Genomic DNA, 14,398 nt, shown 5'->3' with positions numbered 1-14,398 from the left:
CCACGTTTTTTGTCCATGCCGTATGCCAGCGCTGCGGCAGTTGGTTCGTTGATGATACGTTTGACTTCCAGACCGGCAATCTTGCCCGCGTCTTTAGTGGCTTGACGTTGTGAGTCATTAAAATAAGCCGGAACGGTAACAACCGCTTGGGTGACTTCTTCACCCAAAAATTCTTCAGCGGTTTTTTTCATTTTCATCAAAACGCGAGCTGAAATTTCAGGCGGAGCCATTTTTTTGCCGTTGGCTTCTACCCAGGCATCCCCGTTATCTGCTTCAACGATTTTGTACGGCACCATATCAATATCGCGCTGTACGACATCGTCTTTGAATTTACGGCCAATCAAACGCTTGATTGCGTACAAGGTGTTTTTGGCGTTAGTGACAGCCTGACGTTTGGCAGACTGACCTACCATCACTTCGTTATCTTTGTTGAATGCAACAATTGACGGGGTTGTGCGATCGCCTTCACTGTTTTCGATGACACGGGCTTTGCCGTCTTCCATCACCGCTACACATGAGTTGGTCGTACCCAAGTCAATACCAATAATTCTACCCATAATCTTTTCTCCATCGTACTAAGTTCGTCTGGCTATTCCAGCCGTTGTGATAATAGATGGGGCAGGAAATTTTGATTTCAAGCCCTTAAATTTCGTCCGGTTATTGAGAGACCACTACCATGGCAGGACGTAACAGACGCCCATTGAAGCGGTAGCCTTTCTGCATAACATTCAATACCTGATTTGCTTCTACGCCTTCTGCAGGCTGCATTGCCATGGCCTGATGCAGATCAGGATCGAAAGCCTCGCCCTCGGGATTAAGTTGTTCTAGACCGAACTTACCGATCGAGCTCATGAACATTTTGAGTGTCATTTCCATGCCATCTCGCACTGTTTCGAGCTTGGCATCTTCATTTTTTGCTGCGTTGAGACCAAATTCCAGGCTGTCACAAATAGGCAAAAGTTCTGTTACGAACTTGTCCAGTGCATGTTTGTGGGCGTTTTCCAGATCACGACTATGTCTGCGACGCATATTTTCCAGATCGGCTCTGGCACGCAGCAATTCATTCCAATGTTCATCGGCTTTGTTTCGGGCATCTTCCAGCTGTTTTACAACATCTGCTTCAGATTCCGCTGGCTGAGCTGACTCAGCTGTTTCAGGTGAGGATTCGACCGGCTCAGATTCGGCCGTCGATTTTTCGATTTCTTCGTTGCTCATGATTAATCAGATTCCGCTTTGCTCAACACAAAGCTGCTATTTGGGGGTCAAAAATCTGATTTCAAGCGGCGAACAGAACTTTTTGTTAAAACAAATTCAACTTTGTTTAAGCCATACACAATTTCCATCACTGCTGGCCTGTAATTTTTCCAGCATCGCTTGATGAGCTGCCAACTCCATTGCGTCAGCCTCAATGACCTTTAATGCTGAACGTGGACGTTCCATTGTCGTGATCTCATTTTGCTCAGCATCGTGTTGCGGTTCGAATTGCTCTGCCGCCAGTGACAAGCTGACCTGACCGCCCGTCATCATCAGATAGACGTCTGCCAGAATCTCGGCATCTAATAAGGCACCATGTAATTCCCGGTTGGAATTATCCACCCCATAGCGTTTACATAATGCATCCAGATTATTTTTCTGACCTGGATGTTTATCCCGCGCCAGTTTTAACGTGTCCATCACTGAACAAATATCGTCAATTTTGGCAGTATGGCCTAACTTGGTTAATTCGTGATTTAAGAATCCAACGTCAAACGCCGCGTTATGAATAATCAACTCAGCACCTTCGATAAACCGAAGAAAATCTGCAGCAATATCTGCAAATAAAGGTTTATCGGCTAATGATTCATTGGTAATGCCATGGACCTCTATCGCTCCGGCATCTATTTCCCGCTGTGGGTTTATGTATTGATGAAACGTCTCACCGGTCAACCGACGATTTACTAATTCAACACAGCCGATTTCAATAATGCGGTGATCATCTGCTGTACTTAGTCCAGTGGTTTCAGTATCTAAAACAATTTGTCGTTGACTGGTTTGCTCTGCCATCGGTTAATCCTGTTGTGCAATTAGAGTACGGGCGGCTACCGCCAGCTGGTCGGCACGTTCATTTTCCGGGTGACCATCATGACCGCGAACCCATTGCCAGGATAATTTATGTGGCTGGGAGGCGGCGTCCATACGTTGCCATAAATCAGCATTTTTCACTGGTTGCCGGGCGGCGGTTCGCCAATTTTTGGCTTTCCAGCCTTTCAACCATTCGGTCATCCCTTTCATCACATATTGTGAATCAGTGGTAATGGTGACATGACAGGGTCTTTTCAATGCTTCCAAACCAGCTATAACTGCCATCATCTCCATTCGATTATTGGTGGTCATTTTTTCGCCGCCGGATAACTCCTTTTCGTTATCTTTGGCACGAAGAATGGTTCCCCAACCTCCGGGCCCCGGATTACCACTGCAGGCACCATCGGTAAAAATTTCAACGTGTTCCATTAATGCTCTTTTCGTGTTGCTGAGGGATTCACCAGTTGTGGTCTGGGAAATAATTTCCTATTTTGCCATCGGCTTGGCAATGGGGTCACCAGAAAAGTGCGTTTTTTAGCGACAATTGCGGTGACGCCACCAAGATATGGCCAGAGACGTCGCCCCCATCTTTCTAAAAAACCACCGCGTTTAATCCAGCGTTCATTTTGCCATGGAGGGCAGTAAATAATAGATCGTGCTTCCACCACATCAAAATCCAATAATGACAGCCAGTCTTTTAAACGTTGACGTGAAAAAAACTGGCCCCGCCAAGGCAAACGATCCTGCCAGGAAAATAACCGACGTAAACCCCATACGCTAAACGGATTAAAGCACAGCACTACGAGTGTGCCATCTTCATTTAACACTCGGTCAGCTTCACGTAACAATTGATGCGGTTGGCGGGAAAATTCCACCACATGCTGCAACAGCATCACGTCAACACTGTCAGATTTAAATGGCAGTTGCTCACTTTGCGCATAAAATTGTCCGCTGCTTCCCATTAAAGCCTGATAACAAGGTCGTAAGGAAGTCGGTAGAATAAGGCTTTGTCCGCCAAGCTGCAGCTGAAAAAAACCATGCAACTTTGCCTGTTGATACTTTAGCCATTGCTGTTCCTGGCTTTGTATATAACGGGCAAGAGAAGATTGCCACCATTGTGTCATCTCGCGGTCTTGCTCTTTATAATTACACATAGGCCATTCCGGCGGAGTTAGAAATGTTACAAATTCATGCTGTTAAAGCATTTAATGATAATTATATCTGGTTGCTCCAGTCAGCTGAGAATCAAGATGTATTAATTGTTGATCCGGGTGATGCAGGTCCAGTGATTAACTTTATAGAAAAAAACGATCTGCATCCTGCGGCCATTTTAGTAACCCATCATCATAACGATCACGTTGGCGGTATCCGCCGCCTCGACGATTTGTATGATCTGCCCGTTTTTGGTCCGCAACGTGAACATATCAAAACAGTTGATACACCTTTGTATGCTCAGGCTGACCAACAACTGCATCCATCTTTTCCGCACTTCAGAGTAATCGATACTCCTGGACATACTCCAGGTCATATCAGCTATCTGGTAGAGAATAACCTGTTCTGCGGCGACACATTATTTGCTGGTGGGTGTGGTCGCCTGCTTGGAGGCACAGCAGAACAGTTATTTGATTCGCTGCAAAAAATAAAACAATTACCTGACGATACTCGGATTTATTGTGCGCATGAATATACCCTGGCTAACCTGCAGTTTGCCAAAGCCGTTGATCCCAAGAATAACGACCTGCTTGAACGCTTAGCGAAAACTGTGGCGTTAAGAGAACAGCAGATCGCCACCGTGCCATCACAGCTAGAAGTGGAAAAACGCACTAATCCATTTTTGCGGTGTGATGATGCTGCGATAAAAAAAGCGGCTGAAGCTTACGCTGAACAGCCGCTTGATTCGCCTTTGGCGGTATTTAAGGTATTACGCACCTGGAAGGATGACTTCTAGGATCTAAAAGCTCCTAGGCCGATTCATTTTCAGTCTGGCTCGATTCATTGGCAGCATCCACATTATTAAAATGCACATCCATTTGAGGATAAGGAATACTGATGCCGTTTGCATCAAACGCCAGTTTGATGGTTTCAATCAGATCAGCCCTAACAGTGGCCAGATCCGATGCGTTTACCCACGGCCAGACATTGAAAGTAATACTGCTATCGCCCAGTTCGGCAACACGGATAATCGGCTCGGGATCGTTAAGCACCAATTCATGGCCCGTAACAATATCGGTAATGATTTGTTTGGCTTTGAGCAAATCATCGTCATAACCAATGCCAAATACCATATCAATACGCCGGGTATCTCGGGCTGAGTAGTTGGTAATGACACCTGCATAGATATTACCATTCGGCACAATCACTTCACGGTTATCCGGTGTTCGCATCACAGTGTTAAAGATGGTGATTTGCTCAACAATACCGAGTACGCCAGCAACCTCTACAAAGTGACCAATTCTGAATGGTCGATACATGATCAACATTACGCCGGCAGCAAAGTTCTGTAATGAATCCTTTAGCGCCAATCCCACAGCTAAGCCTGCAGCACCCAGCACCGCTATCATCGAGGTGGTGTTTACACCCAATTTATCCAAGGCAGCGATTAACACAAACAGGAGTAGTAGGATATTAATGATGGAGCTGGAAAAATTAATCAGGATCGGATCCATGTTGGCCCGGACCATAATTTTTCGAGACAGCTTCACTAACCAGCTAACCACTGTGCGCCCTACAATGACAATGACAGCGGCAAAGAAAATATTCAGCAGAATGTCACCAATGACGCTGCCTGTTCCGGTTTCCATGTTATTTCCTCTTTTGAATGGTTTTGACGATATCTTGTATTAATTTTGGCCCCTGATAAATCAAGCCACTATATATTTGAATCAGTTGAGCACCCGCCTCCAGCTTTTGCATCGCATCTTCTGCGCTCATAATGCCACCAGCAGCAATGATCGGCATGTCCGCCGGTAAAGCCTGTCGGAATTGTCGAACAATTTCTGTTGATTTGGCAAATACCGGTTTACCACTCAAGCCACCGGCTTCGTCAGCGTGGGCCAAGCCTGCGACAGCTTCGCGGGAAAGCGTCGTATTGGTTGCAATCACGGCATCAATCCCGACACGACTGAAGCATTCTGAAAGTTGCTGAACTTCTTCCAAGGTTAAATCCGGTGCGACTTTGACCGCCATCGGTACATAACGCTGAAATTCTTCCGCAAGTTCCGCCTGACGATTTTTCAGAGCGCTTAGAAGATTATCCAGTGCTTCGCCAAATTGCAGATTACGTAAACCGGGAGTATTGGGAGAGGAGATATTGATAGTGATGTAATCGGCATGAGGATAGGATTTTTCCAGACCAATTAAATAGTCATCCAGCGCTTTATCAACAGGCGTATCAACGTTTTTGCCAATATTGATACCAATAAGTGTATCGGTTTGAGCAGCTTGAACCTGTTCCAGCAAATGATCTACACCAAGATTATTAAAGCCCATCCGGTTAATAATCGCCTGTGCTTCTGGAAGTCGAAAAAGTCTGGGCTTGGCATTACCCGGTTGAGGTCGGGGTGTCACAGTACCCACTTCAATAAAACCAAACCCCAAAACAGATAACGCTTCCAGGTAGTCAGCGTTTTTATCAAGGCCCGCAGCCAGCCCCACTGGATTAGGGAAACGCAATCCCATCACATGCACTGGTACCGTCGGCATTTTGGGCATTAGCAGGCCCAACAATCCAGACATTTCCATCCACTTCAGGCTGTTCATGCCTAGGTGATGTGATGTTTCAGCATCCAGTTTAAACATCAGATTTCGTAGCAGCGGATACATAAAAATTATGCCTTCATTGTTATTTGGTAACCAGTAAATTTACGAATATTTAAAACGCCTTTATCCATAATCAGATATTGGCCTTTTATACCCAATAATTTACCCGCAATTTCCGGTGTTTTATCAAAATTCATAGAGCTGACTTTTTCTGGATATTGCTGCACAGGGTAGCTTATTTCCAAGGTTTTTCCATCCGTCAGTGTGGTGATGGCATCTTCCCCCAACTCCTGCTGTAAAAGCTTGATTTGATCAGCACATTCAGCTTGTAATTGATCACGCTGCTCTGCAAGATCAATTGCTGCAGCAGGGCCGCGCAACATTTTTCGCCAGTCCGTGCGGTCCGAAACATGATTTTTAAACATGACTTCAACCAAACCGGAATGATAACGGCTACTCACTCGAAAAATGGGCAACGCCTGGGTTGCCCCCTGATCCAGCCAGCGTGTCGGCATTTGCGAAATTCGGGTAATACCCACTTTGATACCTGAACTATTCGCCAGATAAACAATATGATCCTGCATACAGACCTGAACACCCCACTCAGGTTCACGGCAGGTTCCTTGAGCAAAATGGCATAACTCTGGTTTCATAAAGCACAAATCACATTGCGCCAGTTTTTGTGAACAAGGAAAACAGAATCCACCGCTATAGCTTTTCTTGGTCATTCTCTGGCAGTTCTGGCAACGAATCTCACCCGCATAAATCAGCTGTATATTCGATCCAATAAGCGGATTCATCAGGAGCTGTTGCTCTCCCAAAATCATTTGATAATTTACTGGCCCATCAGTTTCTGGCAGGGTCGCCTGCATCTTGTTAAGTTGTCCTGCTAATTCTGTCACTAGGGAAACCTTTGTCTTCAAATTAGCGGATAGTTTAACGTAGCAGGACAGCCAGACCTATCCACTGTTAGGTATTTATTCAAAAGTCTGAAAGCATCACTGTTTTGTAAATTTTATTCCGCTGCAGCAGAGGCGGAGATGAAAGATCAACAAGCCATAGAAATAAGGAGGATTCAGTTGCGGGCAGAAACGACCGGGGAGTTAAAGACTGGTCTTTAACCATTTATTCCGGTATATATTGAGCACAATTATGTGCTTACGACATTATGATAAACCTTTATGTTAAAAAATAAAAATCGTCTATGGCCCCTGTTTGCAGTGCTTTCGGTACTCTTTAGTGGTTGTAGCACAACCCCAAAACATACTGAAACTGTCAGCGCTGAACCTTCTCAGAAAACCTCACATGGTCCATTAACAAAACACACCAACTGGAAAAAAAATCAGCTGACACAGCTGAGTCCACTGGATTTGGATTTATCGGTTCTTGATGAATCGTTAACAGATCCTCAAGTCACTGATGTCTGGCAACGTATTCGTGATGGTTATCAGCTGGCTGAATATCAGGATCTGGATCCAGAAACCCAAAGTCGCCTTACCTGGTTTGCCAACCATCCGGAATATTTCAATAAAGTCGTTGAGCGTGCCCGCCCCTATCTTTTCTATATCGTCGAAGAACTTGAAAGTCGCGATATGCCGTTGGAAATTGCTTTATTGCCAATTATTGAAAGTGGTTACCAACCTTTTGCACTCTCATCAGGACAAGCTGCCGGTATCTGGCAATTTATTCCGGCTACTGGGCGTGTATTTGGACTGGAGCAAAACTGGTGGTATGACGGGCGCCGTGATGTTATTCAATCCACTAATGCGGCACTGGACTATCTGCAGAAGTTGCATAACGACTTCAACGATTGGGAGCTTGCCATAGCCGCTTACAATGCCGGTGAAGGTACAGTAGGTCGTGCCATCAAACGCAACAGGGAAGCCGGTTTGCCAACTGACTTCTGGTCTCTTGAGTTGCCGGCAGAAACCACAGCCTATGTCCCTAAACTCTTGGCCGTAGCACAGTTGGTAAAACAACCGGCCCATTATGATCTGCAACTGGCTCCGGTGGCCAATAAACCCTATCTGAGCGTGGTAAATGTCGGTAGCCAGATTGATTTATCTCTGGCTGCGAATCTTGCTGATATCACACTTGATGAGCTTTACCTGTTAAACCCGGGCTTTAATCGCTGGGCAACGGCACCACAGGGACCACATGAACTGGTGCTGCCTTCAATCAAAGCAACCGCATTTGAAACAGCATTACTGGATATTTCGGAAAAAGATCGACTGCATTGGAAACGCCATGAAGTAAAACCGGGAGAGTCATTGAGCAAAATCGCCGCTATGCATCACACGACGGTTGCCGAGCTGAAAAAAGCCAATAAAATTAACAGTAACTTTATCCGTGCAGGAGCACACCTGTTAATACCTGTTTCCACTGCTCTGGCAGATGAAGCTGAAGCAACTGCCTTGGCGAAACGGAAATTGCAGCAGGGGAAAAAATTTAACTATTCGGTGAAAGCGGGCGATACGTGGTGGAACATTGCCAAAGCACATACTGTTGATGTGTTTGAATTAACCCAATGGAACAAAAAAACACCTTCGGATGTTTTGCATTCAGGCCAGCAATTGATTATCTGGCAACCCAATCAGACTGTTTCTAAACTAAAAGTTATTAACTACACTATTCGTAATGGTGATTCACTTTGGACGATTTCCCGTAAATTTAATGTTACGGTGGATAAAGTTAAGGAATGGAATGGTTTAAGCGATCGCACTTTATTACAACCAGGACAAAAGCTGACTTTGTACGTCGATCCAACTATCCAAATCAGCCATAGTTAATCGTGTTACACATCGCGCTCTATGAGCCTGAAATCCCGCCCAATACCGGTAATATTATCCGCCTATGCGCCAACACAGGGGCACAAATGCATCTGATTGAGCCATTGGCTTTTGTTTTGGATGATAAACGTCTTAGAAGAGCTGGGCTGGACTACCATGAATTTGCACCGGTAAAAGTGCATGCTGATTTTGCAGCATTTCAACAATGGCAGCAAAATCGACCTTTGTTTGCATGTACCACTAAGGCGAAACAATTTCACCATCAGGCAACCTTTATCGATGAAAGTATTCTGTTGTTTGGTCCGGAGTCACGTGGATTGCCAGCAACGATATTGGACAGTTTGCCTGATAGGCAGAAAATTCGGATTCCCATGTATCCAGAAAGCCGCAGCCTGAATCTTTCCAATGCTACGGCAATTATTCTGTATGAAGCCTGGCGACAATTAGACTATAACGGAGCGGTATAAAATACCGCCCCTGATTTAAGATTTCTATTATCTATTGGGCCAGACTAATCATACGTGGCCCATCCTTAAGGGGAATGGAGCTGGTTTGTTTTCCTTGCTGTAAATCAATAATCGATAATGAGTTACTAAACCAATTGGTGACGTAAGCATGCTGTTGATCAGGTGATAGCTCAACGCTTTCCGGCATTTTTTCAGTTTTGATAGTCTGCATTATTTGCAGACTTCCCGCATCAAACTCCACCAGAGTGTTGTCATTCTGATTCACCACATAAAACCGCTTGCCGTCATCGCTAACCGTAACACCATAAGGCGCTTTACCAGGTTTGAGATCAGCAGTTTTTTCATAGGTTTTCGTGTCAATTACCGTCAACGAATTATCTTTCACACAAGTAACGTAAAGATGACCATTAATCGGATTAAATGCAACGGCATAAGGACGTTCCCCCGTTTCTATGGTTGCATACAGATCCGGCGTATCAGCATCAAGCACCATTACAGAATTACCTTCACGGTTAGCCACAAACACCTTGCGTCCATCGGGATCTATTGCAATACCGGCAGGGCTCTCCCCAACCGCAAGGAGATCCACCAATTGCCTGCTCGTAGTGTTAATCACTAATAATGCATTTCTGGACCAGTCCGTCACAAAAAGTTGAGACTTTTGGCTATCCAGAATCATAGCAAAAGGCTGGCCTCCTGTTTTTATCTCATTGATTAATTCAAAGCTATTCAAATCAATTACTGACAACTTGCCTTGCTCAGGATGCGAAAGATAAATAACGTCGTTGGATTTATCAACAGCAACCATTACCGGACCAGCAGAAACCTCTACCGCTTTTGTTATTTCATCTGTTTTTGAATTAAATAGAGAAAGATGATTACCTGCCTGGCTACTGATATAAAAATCGTCAGCTGATGCTACTGCAGGTAATATTCCCAGACAAAAAATAAGTGGTTTAATGGACATCACTGATTATTTTTCCAAGCTGGCTTTTAAACCTTCCAACCCTGACTTTGCGTATTCAGTCATGGCTTTAACGGCGGCTTCATCATTCAGGTTTTCTGGCGGAAAATTTCCGGTGTCAGCTCGATAAAAACGACCACTCCAACTTACTTTACTGCCGGTATCAGCTGCTTCTACTTCGATACCGATTGTATAAAAGCTGACAGGTATAGCTTCAATATTTTCGGTTAATAAACGGTATCCGATGTAATGACGCTCAGCATCTGATTCATCAAGACTTTCGGTAATTTCCCCGCCGGATTTTAAGGTCACGATTCTGGTTGCTTCGTCCTGCATGGTGATTGATTCCACTGCCGGATGCCATTTATCCAATTGGTCAAAAGCATTAACTTTTTGCCATACAGTGGCGACATCTGCATCAATATTAATGTGTTCATCAACGCGTTGTGGCGTAGGTCCATGAGCAAAGACACTGCTACTCAATAGCACTAAACCCAAACTTGCCAGCGATAGTTTATTAATCATTTTATTCACGTTCTAACCTTTTTCATCAAAAAATAAATTTACTTAGGACTTCTATTTGTATTGCCTAGAGTCTCAATATAATTATTTATAATTCCAATCTGCGTGTATTTATATGTTTTATCCGTATTGCCGACTTTAACAATATTTTTATAAACCCAGAACTCTACCGTCCCACTTTCATTTTCACGCTTCATTATCTCTGCAGGCTCCCCCAGCTTTTCTCTTACAAAACTAGCATTTTTACCTGAAAACATTTTGACAAACTCAAACTCACCTACAGGTAATATTAACGCCTCTTCAGAATAGGCAACATTCAGTGAAAATAAGGCAATGAATGCAGAAATAACGACTGTGTTTAAAAATTTTTTCATTAAGTTTTGCTCCAATAAAATCTCGACTTATCCTACAGATTGTCTGCATTGGCCAAATAGAGCAGATGGCTCACATCATTTAGGGAATATGTCATGGTTATAGTTATGACTTTTTCCTGTTTTTTATTTTTTTATAACTTTCATCATTATTGGCATATACATATCAAAAATAATCGTCATAAAATAGTCATTTATCTCAAAATTAAATATGGGCGAAATTACATGATGTCACCTAAATTATCCCCTGCAGATAAAAGCAACAGGGGCAAAATTGATTTGGCTGTCATTATGGGGGCGTCGCTACTGACCTATTTTGTTGCTGGATATTTCGACTTGGCTGAACGCTGGATTAACTGGGCAGCATTAGGAGAGTTTTACCAACTGGATGAAATTATCTTTGTATTACTGGTATTCAGTATTGGATTGATGTGGTTTGGTCGAAGACGTTATATCGAACTGCAATACACCTTAAAACGTAATCTTGAAATTAAAACCAAACTTGAAATGCAAAATGCTGATAATGCAAAGTTATTGTTACAAAACCGTGCGCTTATTAAACATATCACCCAGGTCAGGGAAGCAGAACGTAATCACCTTGCCTCAGAATTACATGATGTATTCGGACAATATCTTGCCGCAATTGATGTGAATGCTTCCGTTGCCATCAAGTACAAAACTGAAGATCCTAAACTTCAAGCTATCCTCAAGACCATCCAGGACAGTGCAAGCTTTCTGCGTAACGTTACCCGTTCACAGTTACGCAGTTTAAAACCTCCTGGTCTTGAAACCGTTGGACTTTCAGCAGCCATTGAAGACCTGATTGGGCAATGGCAAATGTCTTTTCCAGATTACGAGATCAATATCGCTATTGAGGTAGACGATCAGCTTGTTGACTATGACACCGCATTAACTATTTACCGCAGCCTGCAGGAAGCGTTAACCAATATTACCCGTCATGCAGAAGCCAGCTCAATTCATATTGATTTAATTACTCAACACAAATCAGCCCAACCTAACGATATCAGTCTGACCATCCGCGACAACGGAATAGGGTTTGATCCCAATGAAGGTATGGGTAATGGACTTGGACTCATTGGTATACGTGAACGGGTACATGCTTTAAATGGCCAGTTCAATCTGCATCCAGCAGACCCTACAGGCACCGTTCTAGCGCTCCATATTCCGTTATGAAAATCAACCGTAACCAATACATGTAAATAATGAGGCATCAGAAGATATGAACAAACAACGTACCACCATACTATTAATAGACGATCATGCCATTCTCAGAGAAGGCTATCAGCAACTACTCGAGTCGGCTGGTTTCGAAGTGATTGGACAATCCGGAAATGCTGAAGAGGGGTATCAGGCGTTTATCGCTTTGCAACCTAAAGTCTGCATTATCGATTTGACCATGCCTGGTACCGGGGGATTAGAGTGTGTCAGAAGGATCTGTAACCGAGATAAAGATGCCCGTATTTTAGTCTGCAGCATGCATGAAGAAACCACTTTGGCCATGCGTGCACTGGAGCTTGGTGCAATTGGCTACATCACCAAGTCATGCTCATCTGATGTACTGATTGAAGCAGTAAAATCTGTCGCCGAGAAGCGTCATTATCTAGGTGCCGAAGTTGCACGTTCCATTGCGATGGAAAAATTGATTAAAACGGATCAGAAAATTGATTCCCTTTCACATCAAGAATTTGCTGTTTTCAGGATGGTTGCTGAAGGAATGAGTATTGAGGAAATTTCAAAAAGTCTTACATTGGCCCCTAAAACGGTATCAAATTATAAAACGAATATGATGCGTAAACTTGGCACAACCAAGCTTGCAGATATTATTTTCCTCGCCCAGAAAATTGGTTTGATACACCCACCAAATAATCAATAGCTTACTAAAATGGCTGTACAACAAGGTAAAAGCTTATCACCCTGACAATTATGTGAAGACTTCCCTACAACAGAGGTGGCAAGACTCTCTATCCCATAACCCTCCTAAAAACTGATGATATCAACGGTGCACAGCCGCATTTTCGAATGTGTGCTGAGACACAGGGTCAGCGAAAGCTGACATCCAGTAAAAATAGGAGGATATATGAGAGAGAAAAAACTAAGCCGGTTAACAAAAACCGGTTCAGCTGCATTGGTCAGCTCTGTCATCGGCATGATGACAGTAGGCGCTGCATTCGCCAATGACAAGCTGGTTGAACTTCAAAAGGATGAAGCTAACTGGGTTATGCAGGGTAAGAACTATTCTGCAGATCATTACAGTACTTCAAAACAAATCAATAAAAAGAACGTCAGCAAATTATCACCATCGTGGACATTCTCCACAGGTGTGCTGAATGGTCATGAAGGTGCGCCTTTGGTTGTCGGTGACATGATGTACATTCACTCACCATTTCCAAACAACACTTTTGCTATCAACTTGAATGATCCTGGCACTATCGTCTGGGAACATAAACCAAAACAAGATCCAGCAGCTCGTGCAGTGGCATGTTGTGACGTGGTCAATCGTGGTCTGGCTTACTGGCCTGGTGACGATAAAACACCAGCAATGATTGTGAAAAGTCAGCTGGATGGCCATGTGGTAGCATTGAATGCTGAAACCGGTGAGCTTCATTGGCAGGTTGAAAATGGTGATATCAGTGTTGGTCAGACCCAAACTCAAGCACCATTTGTAGTAAAAGACCTGGTCATTCAAGGCTCTTCTGGTGCTGAACTTGGTGTTCGTGGTTATGTAACTGCTTTTGATATTCACACTGGTGAAATGGCCTGGCGCTGGTATGCAACTGGCCCTGATTCAGAAATCGGTCTGGCTAAGGACTTTAACAGTGCAAACCCACATTACGGCCAAAAAGATCTGGGCCTGAAAACCTGGGAAGATGAAGCCTGGAAAATAGGTGGTGGTACTAACTGGGGTTGGTATGCCTATGACCCTGACTTAGAAATGTTCTACTACGGTTCAGGTAACCCTGCTCCTTGGAACGAAACCATGCGTCCTGGTGATAACAAATGGACCATGACTATCTGGGGTCGTGATGCTGATACTGGTTTAGCCAAATTCGGTTATCAAAAAACACCTCATGATGAGTGGGACTACGCTGGCGTTAACGTCATGATGCTTTCCGAGCAAAAAGACAAAAGCGGCAAAATGCGTAAATTGCTGACTCACCCTGATCGTAACGGCATTATCTATACGCTGGATCGTGAAACTGGTGATTTGGTTTCTGCCGACAAAATGGATGACACTGCTAACTGGGTGAAAAAAGTGGATCTGGAAACAGGTCTGCCAATTCGTGACCCGGAATTCAGTACGAGAATGGGTCATCGTTCACGCGATATTTGTCCTTCAGCCATGGGTTTCCACAACCAGGGTATGGATTCATACGATCCTGAAAGACAAAACTTCTACTTAGGTATCAACCATCTTTGTATGGATTGGGAACCGTTCATGCTGCC

The 14,398-nt window shown here is 44.0% G+C and carries 17 protein-coding genes; 6 read left to right on the top strand and 11 right to left on the bottom strand.

Annotation, left to right across the window (positions count from 1 at the left end; all coding sequences use genetic code 11):
• The 5 genes from B3M51_RS03465 to B3M51_RS03445 all read right to left on the bottom strand — a co-directional run.
• Nucleotides 1–557 (bottom strand): Hsp70 family protein (locus tag B3M51_RS03465; protein ID WP_292756855.1); only part of this gene is annotated, 557 nt, incomplete at its 3' end.
• 100 nt (nt 558–657) lie between these two features.
• Nucleotides 658–1,215, bottom strand: coding sequence for a nucleotide exchange factor GrpE (gene grpE / locus B3M51_RS03460; protein WP_292483393.1), 558 nt, complete (start codon nt 1,213–1,215; stop codon nt 658–660).
• Between the two features lie 96 nt (nt 1,216–1,311).
• Nucleotides 1,312–2,043 (bottom strand): DNA polymerase III subunit epsilon, encoded by a 732-nt coding sequence (gene dnaQ, locus B3M51_RS03455; protein ID WP_292756853.1) that lies wholly within the window; start codon nt 2,041–2,043, stop codon nt 1,312–1,314.
• A gap of 3 nt (nt 2,044–2,046) precedes the next feature.
• A complete protein-coding gene (gene rnhA, locus B3M51_RS03450) occupies nt 2,047–2,490 on the bottom strand; it encodes a ribonuclease HI (protein ID WP_292483389.1) in 444 nt (147 codons plus the stop codon).
• Nucleotides 2,490–3,215, bottom strand: a complete 726-nt coding sequence (locus tag B3M51_RS03445) for a class I SAM-dependent methyltransferase (RefSeq protein ID WP_292756851.1) — start codon at nt 3,213–3,215, stop codon at nt 2,490–2,492. Before B3M51_RS03445 ends, rnhA begins: the two co-directional genes overlap by 1 nt.
• Nucleotides 3,216–3,238: 23 nt before the next feature.
• Between B3M51_RS03445 and gloB the strand changes: the two genes are divergently transcribed.
• Nucleotides 3,239–4,009, top strand: a complete 771-nt coding sequence (gene gloB / locus B3M51_RS03440) for a hydroxyacylglutathione hydrolase (RefSeq protein WP_292756849.1) — start codon at nt 3,239–3,241, stop codon at nt 4,007–4,009.
• Nucleotides 4,010–4,022: 13 nt separating this feature from the next.
• Here gloB and B3M51_RS03435 read toward each other — a convergent pair whose 3' ends face one another.
• Genes B3M51_RS03435 through B3M51_RS03425 form a run of 3 tightly spaced genes read right to left on the bottom strand, consistent with a single transcriptional unit; the run spans nt 4,023 to nt 6,692 of the window.
• Nucleotides 4,023–4,862, bottom strand: a complete 840-nt coding sequence (locus B3M51_RS03435) for a mechanosensitive ion channel family protein (RefSeq protein WP_292756847.1) — start codon at nt 4,860–4,862, stop codon at nt 4,023–4,025.
• Nucleotide 4,863: 1 nt separating this feature from the next.
• Nucleotides 4,864–5,883: a quinone-dependent dihydroorotate dehydrogenase gene (locus B3M51_RS03430; RefSeq protein WP_292483382.1), complete on the bottom strand. Its 1,020-nt coding sequence runs from the start codon at nt 5,881–5,883 to the stop codon at nt 4,864–4,866.
• A gap of 5 nt (nt 5,884–5,888) precedes the next feature.
• A complete protein-coding gene (locus B3M51_RS03425; protein WP_292756865.1) occupies nt 5,889–6,692 on the bottom strand; it encodes a DUF2797 domain-containing protein in 804 nt (267 codons plus the stop codon).
• Between the two features lie 309 nt (nt 6,693–7,001).
• On the opposite strand from B3M51_RS03425, the gene B3M51_RS03420 reads away from it, so the two are divergent.
• Nucleotides 7,002–8,609 carry a LysM peptidoglycan-binding domain-containing protein gene (locus B3M51_RS03420; protein WP_292483380.1) on the top strand — a complete coding sequence of 536 codons (1,608 nt, stop codon included), beginning with the start codon at nt 7,002–7,004 and terminating at the stop codon, nt 8,607–8,609.
• Between the two features lie 2 nt (nt 8,610–8,611).
• Entirely contained in the window at nt 8,612–9,076 is a 465-nt protein-coding gene (trmL, locus tag B3M51_RS03415; RefSeq protein ID WP_292756845.1) for a tRNA (uridine(34)/cytosine(34)/5-carboxymethylaminomethyluridine(34)-2'-O)-methyltransferase TrmL, read from the top strand.
• 31 nt (nt 9,077–9,107) lie between these two features.
• Here the strand turns inward: trmL and B3M51_RS03410 are convergent, their stop codons facing one another.
• From B3M51_RS03410 to B3M51_RS03400, 3 genes are read right to left on the bottom strand one after another with little or no spacing between them, the layout of a single operon-like run.
• Nucleotides 9,108–10,043 (bottom strand): beta-propeller fold lactonase family protein, encoded by a 936-nt coding sequence (locus B3M51_RS03410; protein ID WP_292756844.1) that lies wholly within the window; start codon nt 10,041–10,043, stop codon nt 9,108–9,110.
• Nucleotides 10,044–10,049: 6 nt separating this feature from the next.
• Nucleotides 10,050–10,565 (bottom strand): SRPBCC family protein, encoded by a 516-nt coding sequence (locus B3M51_RS03405; RefSeq protein ID WP_292483376.1) that lies wholly within the window; start codon nt 10,563–10,565, stop codon nt 10,050–10,052.
• Nucleotides 10,566–10,603: 38 nt separating this feature from the next.
• On the bottom strand, nt 10,604–10,936 hold the full coding sequence (locus B3M51_RS03400) for a hypothetical protein (RefSeq protein WP_292756843.1): 333 nt from the start codon (nt 10,934–10,936) through the stop codon (nt 10,604–10,606).
• Between the two features lie 222 nt (nt 10,937–11,158).
• Here B3M51_RS03400 and B3M51_RS03395 point away from each other — a divergent pair, with 222 nt between their 5' ends.
• From B3M51_RS03395 to B3M51_RS03385, 3 genes are all read left to right on the top strand, one after another.
• Complete coding sequence (locus B3M51_RS03395) at nt 11,159–12,127, top strand: sensor histidine kinase (protein ID WP_292756842.1); 969 nt, start codon at nt 11,159–11,161, stop codon at nt 12,125–12,127.
• 46 nt (nt 12,128–12,173) lie between these two features.
• Nucleotides 12,174–12,827, top strand: a complete 654-nt coding sequence (locus B3M51_RS03390) for a response regulator transcription factor (protein WP_292354526.1) — start codon at nt 12,174–12,176, stop codon at nt 12,825–12,827.
• A gap of 204 nt (nt 12,828–13,031) precedes the next feature.
• Nucleotides 13,032–14,398, top strand: a 1,367-nt coding sequence (locus B3M51_RS03385; protein ID WP_292756840.1) for a PQQ-dependent dehydrogenase, methanol/ethanol family, incomplete at its 3' end; no start/stop codon positions are given.

It is taken from the genome of Methylophaga sp. UBA2689, assembly GCA_002354555.1.
Lineage (GTDB): Bacteria > Pseudomonadota > Gammaproteobacteria > Nitrosococcales > Methylophagaceae > Methylophaga.
This window is presented reverse-complemented; position numbering and strand designations above follow the sequence as displayed.